Raw genomic sequence first — 20,281 nt, 5'->3', positions numbered from 1 at the left:
AAAAAGAAAAAAAACTTTGCGCCTTTGCGTCTTTGCGAGATTAATAAAAACCAAAATCAGATTAAGCATTTAAACCAAAATCTTTTTTTTAACTACCAGTATTCATTTTAAAACATACTGAAACAAAACTAAAACCATGAACCAAAAACTCTATTTATTATTTCTTTTTATAAGCCTGAAAAATTTTTCGCAAACCGAAAAATCAAAAAACCAACAAGACAGCATCAAAAAAGAAGAACTAAACGAAATCGTGATTACCGCTTCCCGTCGTTCTGAAAACATAATGCGTTCGCCAATTAGTATCGAGCAATTAAAATCGGCGGAAGCCAAAATAATGGGTTCGCCAAGTATTTACGAAGCTTTGGAAAATGTAAAGGGTGTACAGATTATTACACCAAGTTTAGGTTTTAAAGTCATAAATACTCGCGGATTTGCCAATTCGACCAACGTGAGATTTTCGCAATTAGTTGACGGAATCGATAATCAAGCACCACATTTGGGCGCTCCAATTGCAAATGCTTTAGGTGCAAATGATCTGGATATTGATAAAATCGAAATTATTCCGGGAACCGCAGCGGCTTTATATGGAATGAATGCTATTAATGGTTTAGCCAATATTCAGACCAAAAATCCATTCGAATATCAAGGTGTTGCCGTTCAGCAATTAACTGGTGTAAATCATGTTGGGAATATTGATCGGTTTTCACCGAAAGTATATTCACAATTTAATTTGAGATTTGCGAAAGCTTTCAATGAAAAATTTGCCTTCAAAATTAATGCTTCAACAACTGGAGGAACAGATTGGGTTGCCGATGACAGAACCGATTTAGCTCCAAACGCAAATGCTTCAACTGGTTTATTTGGCGCTGATAACCCAGCTTACGACGAAGTAAACGGATACGGAAATGAATCGGCAAACCGAAAAACCTTAAACTTAAATGGCAAAAATTATGTTGTTGCGAGAACGGGTTATCGCGAAACTGATATTACAGATTATGACATTAAAAATTATAAGGCTGATTTTGGATTATATTTTCGTCCAAAGAAAAATCATGAACTTTCTGTGACTTACAAAACAGCTTTAATCAATACAATTTATCAGCGCTCGAACCGATTTAGACTTGACGATTATACTTTAAATCAGTTTTCTGCCGATTATCATACCCCTATTTTTCAAATAAAAGCTTATGCTACTACAGAAAATACTGGAAACTCATACAATCTGCGTTCACTTGCTGAAAATATGGATCGTGCCTATAAATCAGATGATAAATGGTTTGCCGATTACAGCACAGCTTACAAAAATGCAATTTCGGCTGGAGCAAGCGTTGCTGATGCACACAGAATGGCAAGAACTCAATCTGATCAAGGAAGATTTTTGCCAGGAACTGAAGCTTACGAACAAAAGAAAAACGAATTAATCGATATTAACAATTGGGATATTGGTGCGGCTTTACGCGTAAAATCGACTTTGGTTCATGGCGAAGGTTTATTTAATTGGGACAAAGCTTTTACTTCTTTCTTCGAAAAAATCGATGCTAAACTTTTAAGCGGTTTCGATTACAGAAATTATATTATTGTTCCAGACGGAAATTATTTTATCAATCCTGTTCATACTGATGAAAACTTAACGTATCAAAAATATGGTGGCTTTACACAATTGACCAAAGATTTCTTTGCTTCAAAATTGCGTTTGGGCGCTACAATAAGAGCAGATAAAGCCGATTATTTTGACACCAAATTTACGCCTCAGTTCACTACTGTTTATTCACCAAAAGAAACATTGAATTTTAGAGCTTCATATCAAACAGGTTATCGTTTTCCGAGTATTTTTGAAGGATTTTCAAACGTAAATTCTGGAGGTGTAAAACGTGTCGGCGGATTAAGAATAATGTCTGATGGAATTTTCGAGAATTCATACACAAAAGCTTCCATAGACAAATTTCAAGCACAAGTAAATACAGATGTCAATACAAATGGTTTGACTCAGGCACAGGCAATCGAAAAAAACAAAAATATGCTTCAGAAAAATCCGTACACTTATTTGGAACCTGAATTTGTAAAATCGTTTGAAGTTGGTTTTAGAGGAATGGCTTTGAACCGAAATCTTTTTATCGATGCCGATTTCTATTACAACTCTTATAAAAATTTCATTGCTCAAGTCGAAGCTAGTATTCCAAATACGACAGATCCAAATTTGATTCCGACTGCTTTGTATTCGAAAAACACTCAAAATCGTTACCGTCTTTGGACTAATTCCAAAAGTAAAATCTACAATTACGGCGGAAGTTTAGGCTTAAAATACCGTTTTGACGAAACTTTTACGGCACTCACGAATCTTACCTACACAAAATTGGACAGGACAGATGATAAAGACGGTTTAGAAGACGGTTTCAACACACCAGAATTTAATGTAAACGGAACTTTAATGGCTCAAAATATCTGGAGAAATCTGGGCGCGAGTGTAAGTGCGCGTTATCAAAACAATTTCGACTACGTTTCTTTTTTAGTCAGCGGAACGGTTCCTGCATATTGGACAATGGACGCTCAAGTTAATTACTATTTCAAAAAAACTGGAATTACAACAAAATTGGGCGGCACGAACGTATTGAATAAAACATATACTTCAATTCTTGGCGGACCATCAATTGGCGGATTATATTATTTATCTTTAGTTTGGGAAACCAAAAAAATCTAATAACAAAACCCATTATATGAAAACTAAAAATTATATTTTCATTCTTCTGATTGCTTTTTCGTGTTCAATGTGTAATACTTCTAAAAAAGAAGAAAAAGTTTCAACTGAAAAAACTTCTGAAACTAAAAAACATGAACACACAACACTTACGGCAGAAGACAGCTTAAAATTAGTAAATCATCAAATCGAAATAAAAGGAGAAGTTGAAAATCAATTGCAATTAACTGTCGATTCTTTAAAAAAGATGAAAGTAGTAACCATTGAGAATCTCAAAATAACCGGGAAAGGCGGTGTAATTAAAAGAGAGGTTAAATCTTGTAAAGCTGTTCTTTTGAGAGATATTTTAGATAAAGCAAAAATCAAACAAACCGATCATAAAGACAGAAACTTCTATATTGTGGAAAGCGCTTCCGACGATTATAAAGCTACTTTTTCGTGGGCAGAAATTTTCAATAATCCAACGGGAGACAATGCTTATGTCATCTTCGAAGAAAATGGCAAACCAGTCAAAAACGGAGAAATGATTGGGCTGTGCAAAAATGATATTGCAACTGGGCCTCGTCATGTTTATTGGTTAAAAAGCATAGAGGTTTATAAGGTTAAATAAGATGCAAAGGTTCTGAGGCACTAAGTTGCTAAGTTTTTTTTGCTCGCAAAGTCGCGAAGTCGCAAAGTTTTTCTTCTTAAAATATATTAAAACTTTGCGACTTCGCGACTTTGCGAGATTAAAACAGTTTTACATAAAAACTTTAGAGTGCTTTACAATTAAACCCGCTTTTATTCAAGATTTAAATCGTACTTTTAAGTATAAAAGTTTGTTATTAACTTTAAATAAAGAAATTCTTTATTATTTTTACCACATAATTTAAGCAGACTATGAGTTCTAACTTTGATAAATTTCAAAAACGCAGGTTAATTTCCTCTTATTTTTCAGTAGTATTAAGTGTATTCTTGGTTTTATTCCTTTTGGGAGTACTAGGATTATTCATTATTAATTCTAAACAGCTGGCAGACGATTTTAAAGAAAAAATTGCCATGACGGTTTTCTTCAAAAATGAAGCAAACGACAGTATTATCAAAGCATTTGACACCGAATTAAAAAGAGCTCCTTTTGCACTTTCTCATGTTTATGTTTCAAAAGAAAAAGCGGCAAAAGAACATACTGATATTATCGGAGAAGACTTTTTAACCTTTTTGGGAGAAAATCCATTATTGAATTCATACGACATTCACTTAAAAGCAGATTATGTAGAAAGAGACAGCATCGTTAAGATTGAAAGCAACTTCCGCAAAAATGCTATGATTTCAGATATTGTTTACGATAAACAATTGGTAAATCTTGTAAATGATAACATCAGAAAAGTAAGTATGTGGATTTTGATTATTAGTGGTTTCTTGACTGTAATTGCAGTTTTATTAATCAATAGTTCATTGCGTTTATCTATACATTCAAATCGTTTTATTATTAAAACGATGCAGATGGTTGGAGCTACAAAAGCGTTTATCCGTAAACCATTTGTAATGCGAAGTGTAAAACTTGGAATGCTTGGTGCTGGTTTAGCCATCATTGCTTTAATCGCACTATTATTATATGTAGACACTAATTTCCCTGGTTTAGGAATTCTAGAAGACAAGGCTTTAACTGGTTTAGTTTTAGTTGCTGTTTTCGGATTAGGAGTTCTAATTACTTGGGTAAGTACGCATTTTGCTACTCAGCGTTTCCTTAACTTAAGAACTGACGATCTTTACTAATTGTAGATTTTAGATTGCAGATTTTAGATTGCAGATTTTAGATTTAAAAAAAAATGCCTTCGACTTTGCTCGGGCTGACAAATAAATAAAAATGAAAAACAACAATAAAGAAGAACAACAAGTTCAAAAACAGGAATTCCTTTTTGACAGCATCAATTATAAAATCCTTTTAATTGGTATTGCTGTAATTGCCTTAGGATTTATTTTAATGTCTGGCGGAGGAAGTAAAGATCCTAATGTTTTTAACGAAGAAATTTTCAGTTTTAGACGTATTCGTTTAGCTCCAACAACGGTTTTAATCGGTTTCGGAATCACGATTTATTCTATTTTCAAAAAATCTAAATAAATAGATTTATAGATTTTTTTTGTCACCCTGAGCGAAGTCGAAGGGCAATATAAAATCTGAAATCTAAAATCTAAAATTCTAAATGAATACATTACAAGCTATTGTTCTTGCTATTATTGAAGGAATCACAGAATTCTTGCCTGTTTCTTCTACAGGGCACATGATTATCGCGTCTTCTTTTTTCGGAATCGCTCATGACGATTTCACTAAACTTTTTACTATTGTAATTCAGCTTGGTGCAATTCTTTCTGTAGTGATTTTATACTTCAAACGTTTCTTTCAAACTTTTGACTTTTACTTTAAACTTTTAGTTGCTTTTATTCCTGCCGTGGTTTTAGGATTATTATTAAGCGATTTTATTGATGGCTTACTAGAAAATCCTGTTACAGTTGCAATTTCGCTTTTACTTGGAGGTCTTATTTTATTAAAAGTAGACGAATGGTTCAACAAACCAAACGATCCAGAAGTTTCAACTGAGATTACTTATGCAAAGGCTTTTAAAATTGGATTATTTCAATGTTTGGCCATGATCCCTGGAGTTTCTAGAAGTGGAGCAAGTATCGTTGGAGGTATGGCGCAAAAGTTAACTAGAACTTCTGCTGCCGAATTTTCATTTTTCTTAGCTGTTCCAACTATGTTGGGGGCTACTGCAAAAAAATGTTATGATTATTACAAGGCTGGTTTTGAATTATCTCACGACCAAGTTAACATGCTTGTTATTGGAAATATTGTTGCTTTTGCAGTAGCATTATTAGCAATCAAAACTTTTATCGGATTCTTGACTAAAAACGGGTTTAAAGTTTTTGGTTATTACCGAATTATTGCTGGAATCATTTTATTGTTGATTCACTTTTTCATTCACCCGCTTACGATTATATAATGACACCTGAAGAATATTTAAACGGACAAGTTTTATTGATTGACAAACCTTTAAAATGGAGTTCGTTTCAAGCTGTCAATAAATTAAAATACCTTTTAATTAATAAAGTTGGACTTCCTAAAAAGTTCAAAATTGGCCATGCTGGAACTTTAGATCCTTTAGCAACTGGGCTTTTATTAATCTGCACTGGAAAATTCACTAAAAGAATAGCCGAACTTCAAGGTCAGGCAAAAGAATATACCGGAACTTTTTATATCGGAGCCACTACTCCATCTTATGATTTGGAAACAGAAATCGATCAAACCTTTCCAACAGATCATATCGATGAAACTTTAATTTATGAAACTGTAAAACAGTTCTTAGGAGAAATTGATCAAAAACCACCTATCTTTTCTGCCATCAAAAAAGACGGAGTTCGTTTGTACGAGCATGCGCGTGCTGGAGAATCTATCGAAATTGAAAGCAGAAAAACTACTATTCACGAATTTGAAATTACTAGAATTGCATTGCCAGAAGTTGATTTTAGAGTAGTTTGCTCTAAAGGAACTTATATTCGTTCTCTTGCTTTTGATTTTGGAAAAGCAATGAATTCTGGTTCTCATTTAACCGTTTTACGCCGAACCAAAATTGGCGATTACGATGTAAAAAATGCTATCGATATTACTTTATTTGAAGAAAGCTTTAAGTAATTAAAAAACAAAAAGCACATTACGTATTTGAAAGTAATGTGCCAAGCTCCTAAAAATAAGTAAAGTTATTTCATACTTATCTCAGTTTAATAGTGAGGCACATTTTTCCCTCCAAATAAAAATGTAGAAAAGAAATCATAAAATCTTTCGAATAACTTTTTCATAATAGTGTACTTTTTAATTGTTTAACATTAAATAAAACACCAATAAAAAGAGTAAATCTGAAAGCTATAATAGACGTGGGATTAGTTTTACTAAGTTACGAAATTCTATTGAAGTCAAAAAGACTTTAAGATAATTTTATTAACAAATAATCTGTTTATCAACACATTAATCCGATTAAAGGCGATTATACTTAATATTTTCCATAATCTCAACCAGTTCTTCCTGAACCGAAATTCCTTTATCTGCCAGATACCATAACTGCAGATCGGTTTTTATTTTTTCGTCGATAGCACCAACTTCTCTTTTATGTTTTTCCATTAATTCGGTTGCTCCTTTAGGTCTTGGTCCCCAATCGGCACGCACAATTCCGGCTTCTTTGCAAATCACGATTATTTTTGGAATTGCTCTTCCTCCGTTAGTCAGATAATGACTCATTAAATCATCATTTTCATCGCGAAATGCAATTCTCAAATCGATCTTTTTATGAGAAGCCAAAGCCATTTTATTTAAAATTGGAAGTATCTGCGCCGCGTCTCCACACCAGCCTTCAGAAAGTACTAGCCAGATATAATGATTATCCAAGTTTTGAAGTTTCTCGGCAACAGAATCTGAAATAGTTATCGTTTTTTCAAGCCTATTCATTCTAGCTTCATTCAATTTAGAATAATTGGTAAGACTTTCAGATTGTTCATTCCCTGTCGATTTTCCTTCTGTCAATAAATCGGTTACTATTTTTCTGTATTCAGCATAAGAATGACTATTGAATAATGCTTTGGCTACGATGCTTTTCATATTTTTTTATTTTTAGGATACAATAAAAATACAAATTTTAGGAAGATGGAGAAAATGACATTTGTCACATTTCAAATTAAATAACTGTGAAGCCTTTGTATAGTTAAAATTGCAGCGCGAATTAATTTTTTGCAAACATTATTTTTAAAAATCAGAATATGTCTATATTTGCACAAATTAACGCAACACACACATGAAATATAAAAGAATTCTTCTTAAACTTAGCGGCGAAGCCCTAATGGGTGATTTACAATACGGTATTGACCCGAAGAGATTAGGCGAATATGCAGATGAAATCAAGCAGATTCACGACAAAGGAGTAGAAATTGCTATTGTTATTGGAGGAGGAAATATTTTTAGAGGCGTTGCCGGAGCAAGCGCAGGAATGGACAGAGTGCAAGGAGACTATATGGGAATGCTTGCAACTGTTATTAACGGAATGGCTTTGCAAGGCGCTCTTGAAGATAAAGGAATGAAAACGCGTCTGCAGACAGCTTTAAAAATGGAATCTATTGCAGAACCATATATTAAAAGAAGAGCTGACCGTCACCTAGAAAAAGGCAGAATTGTAATTTTTGGAGCTGGAACTGGAAATCCTTATTTTACAACTGATACTGCTGCAGTTTTAAGAGGTATCGAAATCAATGCTGATGTAATTTTAAAAGGAACTCGTGTTGATGGTGTTTACGATTCTGATCCAGAAAAAAATGCTTCGGCTGTAAAATTTGACTTCATTTCTTTTGATGATGTTCTTAAAAAAGGATTGAATGTAATGGACACTACTGCATTTACATTAAGCCAGGAAAACAAATTGCCAATCGTTGTTTTTGATATGAATAAAATTGGAAACCTTTTGAAAATCTGCGAAGGCGAAAATATCGGAACTGTAGTAAATATCTAGACTGCTTAGATTGTTAGAATTTTAGATTTTCTAAATTCGTGACAACCTCTGGCAATCAAAAAACAAATAATATTAGTTAGTAATTTAGAAGATACAATTTTAGAGTCTGAGAATATAATCTTCTATCCCGATAGCTATCGGGACTAAAAATCTAAACAAAATGACTGAAGAAATAGACTTTATTTTAGAAAGTACTGAGGAATCAATGAATGGTACTATTGCACACTTAGAGAAAGAATTTCTTAATATTCGTGCAGGAAAAGCTTCTCCAGCTATGCTTGGAGGTGTTTTTGTAGATTATTACGGATCTGCAACACCGCTTTCTCAAGTATCTAAAATTAGCGTTCCAGATGCTAGAACAATTACATTACAGCCATTTGAAAAAAATATGCTTTCTGCTATTGAAAAGGCAATCTTAATCGCTAACATTGGTTTTAACCCAATGAATAACGGAGACGTTATTATCATCAGTGTACCGCCTCTAACAGAGGAACGTCGTCGTGATTTGGCTAAACAAGCAAAATCTGAAGCTGAAGATGCTAAAATTGGTATTCGTAACTCTCGTAAAGATGCTAATACTGATATCAAAAAATTAGAAAAAGAAGGAACTTCAGAAGATATCTGTAAATCTGCAGAAGAAGAAGTTCAAAACTTAACAAACGCTTACATTAAAAAAATTGATGAGTTATTGGCTGCAAAAGAAGCTGAAATCATGAAAGTCTAAGTAAGATTTGATTATAAAATAAAAATCCGTCTGGTTTATTGTACCAGACGGATTTTTTTATTGCTATTTTTGCATACGAAATTTAATTTCTTTTCGTTTTTGAAACTATATCATTCTGTATGAAGCTATTTTGTTTTTTGACTTTGTTTTTCACGCTTACTCTTCAAGCGCAAATTCAAATAAACGGAATCGTAACCGATTCAAACAGCAAACCGCTTGCGTTTGCCACCATTACCACTTCAGAAAACAATAACACGATTACAGATGTTGATGGAAAATTTATTTTTAAAATCAGTTCCTCTGCGACATCTCTTACGGTTTCTTATATCGGTTTTCAGTCCAAAACTATCGCCTTGATCAACAGCAAAACCTTTTATTCGATTTCACTTTTACAGAAAACAGATGATTTAAAAGAAGTTGTAGTTTCTAATGAAAATCCTGCTCTAACGATAATAAAAAAAGTTATCGCCAATAAATCAACAAACGATCCTCAGAAAAAACTCAATAATTTTGAATATAAAACCTATAACAAACTTATTGTAACAGCTAATCCAGATTCGATCGATGGGCGTATTGATACTACAGCCGCATATAAAGATCTAAACAAAAAAATCATTAACATTGATTCTTCCGATTATAAGTTTAAAGAGATTGTAAGCAAGCAGCACTTATTTCAGACGGAGAAAGTTTCGCAATATCAGTTCGGAAATAACAAACTGAAAGAAACCGTTTTAGGAACAAAAATTGCTGGTTTTAAACAGCCCATTTATGAAGTCCTTGCTTTCAACCTTCAATCTATTTCTATTTACGATCCTAAATATGAATTATTCGAAACTAAATACGAAAATCCGATTTCGAAAAATGCTCCTTCAAACTACAATTACAAACTGTTAGATACCGTTAGTATCCGAGGTCGTGACACGTACATGATTTATTTCAAAAACAAATCAAAGCACAGAACTTCTGGACTTGAAGGTGTTTTGTATATTGATAAAGAAAATTATGCTGTCGCAAAAGCAGTAATGCGAATTAAAGGCGTTTTGGATATTAGTGGCATTCATGAATTTGAATATATTCCGAAAGAGAAAATCTGGTTTCAGAGCAATACCACTTTTAAAATCGTAAAAGGAAAAAATGATGACGACATTCGAATTTTAGGCGGCACTATTCAGTTTGACGGAGATGTAGAAGAGAATTTTGAAACACGGAAAAAAGTAGCCTCCGATTTTACTTATCTCCTTTCAGAAAGTAATAGTTTTGATATTCGCGTTAACACCGGGACTCCAATAAAAAACCCTTCGCTTTACATCGAAATTAACGATGATGCGGCCAAAAAACCTGAAAGTTTCTGGGAAGCTTACCGCAAAGAAAATCTCGATTTAAAAAGCCAGAAAACCTATTTATTACTCGACAGTCTTTCTGTTAGAAATAGAATTGAAAAACGTTTAGGAATTGGTCGAAAAATCATTAATGGTTTTTATCCAATTGGCCCTATCGATTTGGATTTAAAAAAAATTATCAGCTACAACAATTATGAAGGTTTTCGTCTTGGTGTAGGCGGTATTACAAATGACCGTTTGTCTAAATATTTCCGTCTTGAAGGCTATGGCGCTTATGGAACGAAAGATGGTGTTTTTAAATATAGCGTCGGTGGCGGCGTTTTGTTAGATAAACATACCAATACTTGGTTTAATGGCTACTATGCCGATGATGTACGAGAAATAGCAAGTACTGTTTTTAGCGTTGATAAACGTGTTTTTAAAATTTACGATCCACGTCCTATCAACATTAGCACTTTTTATGAATACGTGGGATGGCGTGCTAATGTCCAAACCAAATTTATTCCGAAAACCGAAGCTGTTTTAGAACTTTCGAGAAATTATATCGAACCAAAATTCGATTATCTATTTAATCTAAACGGAAAACTGTACTCTAATTATATTATGACTACAGCAATGCTTTCTATTGTTTGGGCGCCTTTCAGCAATTATATGCAGACTCCGACAGGAAGGAATGAAAGTGATAAAAAGTTTCCGAGATTTACTTTTCAATACACACAATCTCTGCCGAATGTTTTTGAAAACGATTTTACTTTCAGCAAAATAGATTTTAAAGCTGAATACGAAAAGCAATATTTAAACCGTCAAAAAACAAGTCTACTTTTACAGGGAGGTTTAGCAATGGGAGATGTTCCTATTACGCATTTGTACAACACTGCTCCGAACAACTTAACTAAAGAAACGGTTGCCCAGCGTATTACTTTTGCAGGAAGAAATTCTTTTGAAACAATGTTTTTTAACGAATTTTTCTCTAGTCAATATCTGATGTTTCAAATTAAACATGGTTTCGACCGACTTACGCTTTTCAAAAAAGTGAGACCATCATTGGTTTTAGTTACCAGAATGGCTTGGGGAAGTATGGAAAATCCAGAACAGCATGTTGGTCCAGAATATAAAACTCTTGACAAAGGTTATTTTGAATCGGGATTAGAATTGAACAGAATCTTTAAAGGTTTTGGCTTAGGTGGATTCTATCGTTACGGACCAAATCAGTTAATGAGGTTTGAGGATAATATTGCGGTTAAGATTTCTTATGTTCTTGATTTGGGACTATAGTTAAATTCCAATTTTAAAATTCCAAATTCTACTTTTAGCGCAAAATTAACACAACGTATATCTGTAGAGACGCACCGCAGTGCGTCTACGCAACGAATATCATCATGGGGTAGACGCACTAAAGTGCGTCTCTACGAATATTGAAACGAAATAAAAAATCCCAAACTCCAACAATCAATTGGAATTTGGGATTTTAAAATTTTAGAATTTCAATTTTTATGGTTTAAGAATCAAAACTGATGGAGAATTATTCAGCCAAATACTTTGAGATTCTATTAGTTTCTTCCAGCTTTCCAGACTGATGATCATCAAATCTTGGCTTTCTAAAAATTCTTTCTTCAAGGTTCTGTCATTCATAACCATGATATGATTTGGGGCAATCTGCTCAATAGAACGAATGGTTTCTTGAATTTCTCTTGTATTTTTCACTTCTCCACCAGCGTCTAAAACTGTAATCTGTGAACCATTATTATTGATTAGTTTTTTAGCATACTCAATTAAAAAAGCATCTTCTTTACTAAAAACAGGCATCAAAACCTGATTGACTTCTTCCAAATCTTTATCAATAAAAATTCCGACTGGCATTTTAGACTTTGCAATAATATGGCGCGTTCTTTCATCAAAAGGAGAATTCTCAAACAGTCCTTCTTTTCCTGTAAACTTATCAATCAAACGATCCGGATTTACAATTCGAGTAGTAAAACCAAGTATTTTACCGAGTAGAGTCCCATCAAAAATAGATTGTCCTAAACCAACCAGCAATAAATCATATTCGCCTTGATTTGCCGTATCAATAATATCTGAATCAATATCATTAGAAACTTTAAACAAACTCACCACATTCTGATTCAAACGATTTGACTCTTCAATAATCGGAACCAGCATTTTACGTTCGTGCTCTTTAACATCAAAAGAATGCACTTCAGTACTCAGAGACACATGCATCGCTGCTACAACAGAATTATCTCCTTGTTTTTTAACTAAACTATTAGCAATCTGAAGTAATTTTTTACCTCTTTCTGGAGTAGCAAATGAAAGCAGTATTTTATATTTACTCTTAGTTCCGATTTCTTCTGGAACGGCTGTAATTTTATCTTTAAAAATAAATCCAATAAGATCTAATGCTGGACCGGTCATAAAAGTAGTCAGCAACGCCATAATTACCATCATGGTAAAAATTTCTGTAGATAATACGCCGAGATCGTAACCAATATTTAAAACCACAAGTTCCATTAAACCTCTTGTATTCATTAAGGCTCCAATTGCTAAACTGTCTTTCCAATTCTGTCCCATAAATTTTGCTGCCAAAGCACTTCCGAAGAATTTACCAACTACAGCAACCAAAATAATCAAACCTGTGATTTTCCATAATTCAGGATCGTTCAATAACCCGATTTGTGTACGTAACCCTGTAAAAACGAAGAACAAAGGCAATAAAACAATGATCGAAACGTCTTCTACTTTTTCAATAAATATGTTTCTGAATTTATTGTTTTCTGGCATAATTGCTCCAGCCAAGAAAGCTCCAAACAAAGCGTGAATTCCGATTAATTCTGAAGCATAAGCAGAAATTAAAAGCGTAATAAAGAAAATAGCAACAACTGGTTTATTTAAACTTTCACGCGTTGCATTTAAATCTCCTACTCTTTTTAAGAACGGACGAACAATTTTTAGCATGATGATCACATATAAAATCGCCATTCCGATTACATATAATGAACTTGAAAGCGAACCTGCTTTTACAATTGCAATAACAACTGCCAAAATACACCAAGCTGTAATATCATCTGCAGCTGCACAAGTGATTGCAATGGTTCCTAATTTGGTTTTCTGCATGCCGCGTTCTTGGACAATTCTAGCCAAAACAGGAAAAGCCGTAATACTCATCGCGATACCCATAAACAATCCGAAAGAAGAAAATTCGACTCCTTGAGGTGCAAAAGTTTCATATATAAAATAGGCCAATGACAATCCTAAAGCAAACGGAATAACAATACTAGCGTGACTGATGACAACTGCATCGTGCGCTTTATTTTTCAAAACTTTCAGATCCAATTCCATTCCGATAACAAACATGAAAAGGATTAAACCGATTTGGCTTAAAAACTGTAGATTCCCTAAAGATTCTTTTGGAAATAAAGCGACTGAAAACTCCGGAAAATACATTCCGACCAAAGATGGCCCTAAAACAATTCCAGCAATCATTTCGCCAATTACAGAAGGTTGTCCGATTTTTCTAAAAAACCAGCCAAATAAACGTGCCACTAAAATTATAGTAATGATTTGCGCCAATAAAATGGCCAAAGGATGCTGCAAATTATCTACCATCGAATGCAGAAAGTCTTTCCAATGATTACTTTCGACACTTTTCTTTACAATATGACGCCCTGCTTCTAATGAGACGCCTTTTGAAATTACCCAATATATCAGTGCTGTAAAACCACCAATAATTGTTACATAGAATAAAGAGTTCTTAATGTTATTCATAACTCGTTCTTTTAATTTATTGCAGCAAATATCAGAACTGAGTTTTAAGTGAAAAAGCAAACTTCCTGCTAATTTTCAATGTATGTAACAAGTCGGAAAAACTTTGTAATAAGTTATAATTTTACCTTTTTCAAAAAATCAGAACGATAGGTTTCGCTTAAGATTAAAGCTATATTTTTGTTATTTTCTTCTAAATGATGAAGCACAATTTCGTTATGGTTAAAAAATTTTATAGCCTTTACAGCTACAATTTCTTTTTTATTGATTCGACAGAAATCGGCATCTGGCAATTCATTTAAAAGCGTATCGAATTTTACATTTTTCAAATTCAGGAAACTTCCGTCAGCAAGCAGAACTGTTTTGTCTCGGCTATCGCTCAAGGCTGTTTTTATGTATTGAATTTTATTAAAATACAGCAGCGTTTTTCCTTTGTCTGTATTAAGCTGAATAAACTTTTTTGAATTATCTGATTTATCGAAACGTTCAAGCGCTTTCGAAATCGCTTTTTGAAGCCGTTCTAATTTTACAGGTTTGGTAATATAATCTACTGCATCAATATTAAAAGCATCAGCAGCATATTCTTTATATGCCGTACAAAAAATGACCAATTTATGATCTAGCAATTCAGCCAAATGCAGACCGTCCATTCCTGGCATTTCGATATCAGAAATTAAAAGGTCAAAATCCAGTTCTGGAATATCAGATAAAAGTTTTTGCGGATTATTAAATGTTTTTACAATTTCCAATTCTGGAATTTGTTCGCAAAGCATTTTAAGATAAGTTAATCCCGGAAGCTCATCGTCCAGAAGCAAGCATTTCAGTTTTGTATTCAAGTAAATCTATTTTTAGATGAGCAATGTAGACATCATTTTCTACAAACTTATCGAGTTTGAAATTATTCTTATAAATAATGCGAAGGCGGTGTTCGAGAGTCGCATGGCCAAAACCGCTTCGTTCTTTTTTCAGTACTTTTTTATCGGAGATTTTATTAGAAACCGTCATAAAAAAAGCATTGTTTTTAAATTCAAAAACTACCGAAATAAAAGCATCTGCACTTTGAAGATCGGCGTGTTTAAAAGCATTTTCAATTAAATCAATAGAAATTAAAGGCGCCAACAAAGGCTGATCGTACAATTTATCTTCCTCATTAATGTTGGTTTTAACCTTAAGTTCAAAAAGCGGACTGATTTTAATTTTATTGATTTCGATTAAATTCAACGCAAAATCGATTTCCTCTTTGGCCGTTACAAACTTCTTTTTGCTTTCGTAAAGAATATAATCCAGAACATTGGCCAGTTTATCCAAGGCAAAATAAGTCTGATACGCATGCGACTGAATCGAATTTAGAATATTCTTAAACAAATGCGGATTCAGTTTTGATTCTAAATTCTCCAATTGCAAATCATTGACTTTTGATTCTAAAGCATAAAAACTTTTTTCTGCATCTTCTTTTGCTTTTTTGGTTTGCATTAATTGATACACCATAAAACAAATAATGACAATTAAAAGCAATAGGATTGCCAAGAAAATAAAAGTGGTTGTATTGTTTTGTTGCATCTACGTGGTTTTATATTTTGACTCAAATTCAAGAATAAAATTACTGAATCTGCTTCAATCTGTTGAATCTGTGTGAGTCTTTTTCGCTAAGAAAACTATCTAATCTAAGTTTTCTTAAAATCGAAATTGTTTGCAAATATGGGAAAACCTTACGATTTACAGATTAAACAAGACAAATTATAGCAAAAACAGCACTATCAAATTTGTGTTAACGTTAAGTAAAATAGAGTGGAATATTTATGATTTCGAGCACTTTTCACTACATTTGCATCCATTTTTAAAGATTTTATGAAAAACGCTGTCCAAGTTGGATTTTGGGAAAAATTAGCCCGAATCATACTTAAAAACCGAATTACGATTCTGGTTATACTTTCTGCTTTAACTCTTTTCTTTGGTTATCAGTGGAAGAATCTTTCTATGACTTATACTGAAGCTAACTTGCTTCCAAAAGATCATATTGCAAATAAAGATTACCAAAAATTCCTAGACAAATTTGGTGAAGAAGGAAACTTAATTGTTATTGGTTTTAAAGACCCTAAATTCTTTACACCAAAAAATTATGCCGCTTGGACCGAATTGATGAACGGTTTGAAAAAAGCCAAAGAAGTTGATTTGGTTATTTCTTTGAATGATTTAAAGAAATTAGAAAAAGATACTGTAAACCAAAAGTTTGTTCTAGCACCATTTATTGACGAAAGCAAAGCACTTGACGCCAATTATTTAAAAAGTGTCCAGTACGATTTGTTTCACAATCTTCCTTTTTACGAAGGTCTTTTATTTAACAAAGAAAGCGGAAGCGTTCGTTCTGCGATTTACATGAACAAAGCTTTGGTAAACACGGCTGAAAGAAAGACTTTTATCTTAAATGACTTGGTTCCGAAAATCGATAAATTCGAAAAAACAACTGGAATCGATCTTAAAGTTTCTGGAATGCCTTACATCCGTACGATTAATGCGGATAACATGAAAGGCGAAATCGGACTTTTCATTGGAGCGTCTTTATTGACCGTTTCTCTGATTTTCTTTTTCTTCTTCCGTTCATTCAGAGCTACTTTTATTTCAATCTGTATTTTAATTGTTGGTGTAACTTGGTCGTTTGGAACACTTGGTTTATTTGGTTATAAAATCACGATTTTAACAGCAATTATTCCGCCGCTGATTATCGTTATCGGAATTACAAACTGTATTTTCCTGATCAACAAATATCAGCAGGAAATCAAAATACACAACAATCAGGCAAAGGCTTTACAGCGTGTTATTTCAAAAATTGGGCATTCAACTTTTATGACCAACTTAACGGCTGCAATTGGTTTTGCAACTTTGATGATTACAGGAAACGAACTGCTTTTTGAGTTTGGATTGGTAACTTCTATCAACGTGATTTCTGTTTATACTTTGACACTTTTTATCGTGCCAATTATTTACAGTTTTATGCCATTGCCAAAAGAAAAACATTTATATCATTTAGACAAAACTTACATTTCGACACTTTTAAACACAGTTACAACTATCGTTAAAGGTAAAAAGACAATTGTTTATTGCATTTACGCTGTTCTGTTTCTTGTGAGTTTGAATGGAGTTAGACAAATGAAAGTTTCAGGAAGTTTAATTGGAGAAATGCCAAAAAGCGCTTCTTTTTTTAAGGATATTTTATTTTACGAAAAAGAATTCAACGGTGTAATGCCACTTGAAATTATGATTGACACCAAAAAGAAAAAAGGTGTTATGAAGCCTTCGACGATTCGTAAAATGGATGAATTGCAAAATACTATTTCTGAAATTCCAGAATTGGCAAAACCTGTTTCAGTTGTAAACTTGGTTAAATATGCAAAACAGGCTTTCTATAACGGAAACCCTGAATATTACCAATTGCCAACTTCTCAAGAACAGACTTTTATTTTGGGTTATGCTAAAAATGCAACCAAAAACAGCAAAGAAAACTTAATGAAAGCGTATGTTGATTCGACTGGACAATATGCCCGAATCACCACTTTCATGAAAGATATTGGAACAGATGAAATGGCAAAAGTAGAAGGAAAACTTCGAAATAAAATTGACGAAATTTTCCCGAAAGACCGTTATGAAGTTACAATTACAGGAAAAGCATTGGTTTTCCAGAAAGGAACAACTTATTTGGCGCACAACTTAATTGAATCATTATTGTTTGCGATTTTAACTATTGCAATCTTAATGCTGTATTTATTCCGTTCGTTCAAAATGGTAGCAGCTTCTTTGATTACGAATATTTTACCGCTTTGCATCACTTCGGGATTAATGGGTTATTTTGGAATTCCGTTAAAACCTTCGACGATTTTGGTATTCAGTATCGCTTTCGGAATCTCGGTTGATAATGCGATTCAGTTTATGGCGAAATACAAAGACGAGTTGACTCAAAACAAAGGAAAAGTAAAAAAATCTGTTTTCAGCGCTTTAAGAGAAACTGGAGTAAGCACATTCTATACTTCTATCGTTTTGATTTTAGGTTTTGCCACTTTTACTTTATCAAGCTTCAGTGGAACAATCGCGTTAGGAGGATTAATTTCTTGTACTTTGGTTTTTGCCATGTTTGCTAATTTGGTGGTTTTACCATCGTTGGTTTTGACTTTTGAGAAGAAGAAAACGAGAAAAGAGGAATTGGAGAGTTTGGAGAAATAGTATTTTGCCACGAATTTCACAAATTGACACGAATTTAAAAAACATAAATCTTTGTCAAAGTTTAAAACTTTGACAAAGATAGTCGCACAGTTTGTCATTCCAGGAACGAGGAATCTCACACGAAGCTCGACAAAGATTTGCCACAATCTTGTCATTTCGACGAAGGAGAAATCTCCGCAAGTAGCTCCGCTCACTAGTTCCTAACTTTGTCGAGTTTCTTACGAAGATTTCTCCTTCGTCGAAATGACAAAAGTAAAAGAAAGTGTTTCTTTTGAAACCAAATGCCCTAGCCCTGATCGAAGCGGCATCCTTTCTATTTTTCCTTTAAAAATAGAAAGATACAGCGAAGAGCAGGAAACAGCTTCAAAAATTAATTATTATCGATTATATTTGCAGTTGTTCAAAACGAATATTATTTAATATCAATTATATATAAAAATGAAACACACAAAAGTTAGAGACTTATTAAACAGTACGACGACGTTACAGGAAGTGAATGCAAAAGGTTGGGTGAGAACTTTTAGAAATAATCAGTTCATCGCTTTAAATGACGGTTCTACAATTAATAATATTCAATGTGTTGTTGATTTTGAAAATACACCAGAAGAGACTTTAAAAAGAATCACTACTGGAGCTGCGGTTTCTGTAATCGGAACTTTGGTTGAAAGTAAAGGTGCTGGTCAGAAATACGAAATTCAGGTTAACAAACTTGAAATCCTTGGAGATTCTGACGCTGAGAAATTCCCAATGCAGCCTAAAAAACACTCTTTAGAATTTTTACGTGAAAATGCTCACTTACGCGTACGTACAAATGCTTTTGGAGCAATTATGCGTGTGCGTTCGGTATTGTCTTATGCGGTTCACAAATATTTTCAAGATAAAGGTTTCGTATATGTAAACACGCCAATTATTACTGGAGCTGACGCTGAAGGTGCTGGAGAAATGTTCCAAGTTACTTCTTTGCCATTGGATAATCTTCCTAAAAACGAAGAAGGAAACATCGATTTCAAAAAAGATTTCTTTGGAAAACATACCAACTTGACAGTTTCTGGACAATTAGAAGGTGAGACTTTTGCAATGGCTTTGGGTCAGATTTATACTTTTGGACCAACGTTTAGAGCAGAGAATTCAAACACTTCTCGTCACTTAGCAGAATTCTGGATGATCGAGCCGGAAGTTGCTTTCAATGATTTGGATGACAACATGGATTTGGCTGAAGATTTTATTCAGTACGTAATTAAATATGCTTTAGACAACTGTAAAGACGATTTGAAATTCTTAGAAGGAAGACTTCTTGAAGAAGAAAAATCAAAACCACAGGCTGAAAGAAGCGAAATGGCTTTGTTAGAAAAATTGAACTTCGTTTTAGAAAACAACTTCAAACGTGTTTCGTATACTGAAGCTATTGACATTTTAAGAGATTCAACTCCAAATAAAAAGAAGAAGTTCCAATATTTAATCAACGAATGGGGAGCTGATTTACAATCAGAACACGAGCGTTTCTTGGTTGAAAAACACTTTAAATGTCCGGTAATTTTATATGATTACCCAGCAAACATCAAAGCGTTTTACATGCGTTTGAACGACAACACAGAACCAGGAAGAGAAACTGTCCGCGCAATGGATATCCTTTTCCCTGGAATTGGAGAAATTGTTGGTGGTTCTGAAAGAGAAGAGCGTTACGACGTTCTGGTTGAGAAAATGGAAAAACTTGGAATTGACAAAGAAGAATTATACTGGTATTTAGACACCAGAAGATTCGGTTCTGCAACTCACGCAGGTTTCGGTTTAGGTTTTGAGCGTTTGGTATTGTTTGTAACTGGAATGACAAACATTAGAGACGTAATTCCTTTCCCAAGAACTCCTGGGAGTGCAGAGTTCTAAGAAGTTTAAAAAAGTTTCAGGTTTCAAGTTTCAGGTTGTTGGAACTTGAACTAAAATTATAAAATTTGGTTTCAAGTTTCAGGTTTCAGGTTTACCCAGCTCAGTTGGAAAACTTGAAACTTGAAACTTGAAACTT

15 protein-coding genes are annotated in these 20,281 nt (G+C 33.6%); 11 read left to right on the top strand and 4 right to left on the bottom strand.

What is annotated here, in order from left to right:
• Nucleotides 1-136: 136 nt before the first annotated feature.
• The 6 genes from ABXT06_RS12115 to truB all read left to right on the top strand — a co-directional run bounded on the left by ABXT06_RS12115 (nucleotide 137) and on the right by truB (nucleotide 6,365).
• Nucleotides 137-2,698, top strand: a complete 2,562-nt coding sequence (locus ABXT06_RS12115; protein WP_354590993.1) for a TonB-dependent receptor — start codon at nucleotides 137-139, stop codon at nucleotides 2,696-2,698.
• A gap of 16 nt (nucleotides 2,699-2,714) precedes the next feature.
• The gene (locus ABXT06_RS12110) at nucleotides 2,715-3,305 is read left to right on the top strand and encodes a molybdopterin-dependent oxidoreductase (protein ID WP_354590992.1); all 591 of its coding nucleotides are present in this window, start codon (nucleotides 2,715-2,717) and stop codon (nucleotides 3,303-3,305) included.
• 269 nt (nucleotides 3,306-3,574) lie between these two features.
• Entirely contained in the window at nucleotides 3,575-4,450 is an 876-nt protein-coding gene (locus ABXT06_RS12105) for a cell division protein FtsX (RefSeq protein ID WP_354590991.1), read from the top strand.
• Nucleotides 4,451-4,541: 91 nt separating this feature from the next.
• Nucleotides 4,542-4,796: a DUF3098 domain-containing protein gene (locus tag ABXT06_RS12100; protein WP_354590990.1), complete on the top strand. Its 255-nt coding sequence runs from the start codon at nucleotides 4,542-4,544 to the stop codon at nucleotides 4,794-4,796.
• 82 nt (nucleotides 4,797-4,878) lie between these two features.
• Entirely contained in the window at nucleotides 4,879-5,676 is a 798-nt protein-coding gene (locus ABXT06_RS12095) for an undecaprenyl-diphosphate phosphatase (protein ID WP_354590989.1), read from the top strand.
• Nucleotides 5,676-6,365, top strand: a complete 690-nt coding sequence (gene truB, locus ABXT06_RS12090) for a tRNA pseudouridine(55) synthase TruB (protein ID WP_354590988.1) — start codon at nucleotides 5,676-5,678, stop codon at nucleotides 6,363-6,365. The genes ABXT06_RS12095 and truB overlap by 1 nt, the downstream gene beginning before the upstream one ends.
• A gap of 339 nt (nucleotides 6,366-6,704) precedes the next feature.
• Here truB and ABXT06_RS12085 read toward each other — a convergent pair whose 3' ends face one another.
• Nucleotides 6,705-7,322, bottom strand: coding sequence for a thioredoxin family protein (locus tag ABXT06_RS12085; protein WP_111365800.1), 618 nt, complete (start codon nucleotides 7,320-7,322; stop codon nucleotides 6,705-6,707).
• A 193-nt stretch (nucleotides 7,323-7,515) separates the two neighbouring features.
• Here ABXT06_RS12085 and pyrH point away from each other — a divergent pair, with 193 nt between their 5' ends.
• The 3 genes from pyrH to ABXT06_RS12070 all read left to right on the top strand — a co-directional run bounded on the left by pyrH (nucleotide 7,516) and on the right by ABXT06_RS12070 (nucleotide 11,562).
• The gene (gene pyrH / locus ABXT06_RS12080; RefSeq protein WP_012022665.1) at nucleotides 7,516-8,223 is read left to right on the top strand and encodes a UMP kinase; all 708 of its coding nucleotides are present in this window, start codon (nucleotides 7,516-7,518) and stop codon (nucleotides 8,221-8,223) included.
• Between the two features lie 160 nt (nucleotides 8,224-8,383).
• Nucleotides 8,384-8,947 carry a ribosome recycling factor gene (gene frr, locus ABXT06_RS12075; protein WP_354590987.1) on the top strand — a complete coding sequence of 188 codons (564 nt, stop codon included), beginning with the start codon at nucleotides 8,384-8,386 and terminating at the stop codon, nucleotides 8,945-8,947.
• Nucleotides 8,948-9,066: 119 nt separating this feature from the next.
• Entirely contained in the window at nucleotides 9,067-11,562 is a 2,496-nt protein-coding gene (locus tag ABXT06_RS12070; RefSeq protein WP_354590986.1) for a DUF5686 family protein, read from the top strand.
• 216 nt (nucleotides 11,563-11,778) lie between these two features.
• Here the strand turns inward: ABXT06_RS12070 and ABXT06_RS12065 are convergent, their stop codons facing one another.
• The 3 genes from ABXT06_RS12065 to ABXT06_RS12055 all read right to left on the bottom strand — a co-directional run bounded on the left by ABXT06_RS12065 (nucleotide 11,779) and on the right by ABXT06_RS12055 (nucleotide 15,606).
• Entirely contained in the window at nucleotides 11,779-14,049 is a 2,271-nt protein-coding gene (locus tag ABXT06_RS12065; RefSeq protein WP_354590985.1) for a cation:proton antiporter, read from the bottom strand.
• 113 nt (nucleotides 14,050-14,162) lie between these two features.
• Complete coding sequence (locus tag ABXT06_RS12060) at nucleotides 14,163-14,882, bottom strand: LytR/AlgR family response regulator transcription factor (protein ID WP_354590984.1); 720 nt, start codon at nucleotides 14,880-14,882, stop codon at nucleotides 14,163-14,165.
• Nucleotides 14,845-15,606, bottom strand: coding sequence for a sensor histidine kinase (locus tag ABXT06_RS12055; protein WP_354590983.1), 762 nt, complete (start codon nucleotides 15,604-15,606; stop codon nucleotides 14,845-14,847). The genes ABXT06_RS12060 and ABXT06_RS12055 overlap by 38 nt, the downstream gene beginning before the upstream one ends.
• Nucleotides 15,607-15,894: 288 nt before the next feature.
• On the opposite strand from ABXT06_RS12055, the gene ABXT06_RS12050 reads away from it, so the two are divergent.
• Nucleotides 15,895-18,261 (top strand): efflux RND transporter permease subunit, encoded by a 2,367-nt coding sequence (locus ABXT06_RS12050; protein WP_354590982.1) that lies wholly within the window; start codon nucleotides 15,895-15,897, stop codon nucleotides 18,259-18,261.
• A 438-nt stretch (nucleotides 18,262-18,699) separates the two neighbouring features.
• On the top strand, nucleotides 18,700-20,145 hold the full coding sequence (gene asnS / locus ABXT06_RS12045) for an asparagine--tRNA ligase (protein ID WP_111377431.1): 1,446 nt from the start codon (nucleotides 18,700-18,702) through the stop codon (nucleotides 20,143-20,145).
• Nucleotides 20,146-20,281 lie beyond the last annotated feature (136 nt).

The sequence above is a fragment of the Flavobacterium sp. UW10123 genome (genome assembly GCF_040538975.1).
Taxonomy (GTDB): domain Bacteria; phylum Bacteroidota; class Bacteroidia; order Flavobacteriales; family Flavobacteriaceae; genus Flavobacterium.
Note: the sequence above shows the minus strand (reverse complement) of the source record. Positions and strands in the feature narration are given on the sequence as shown.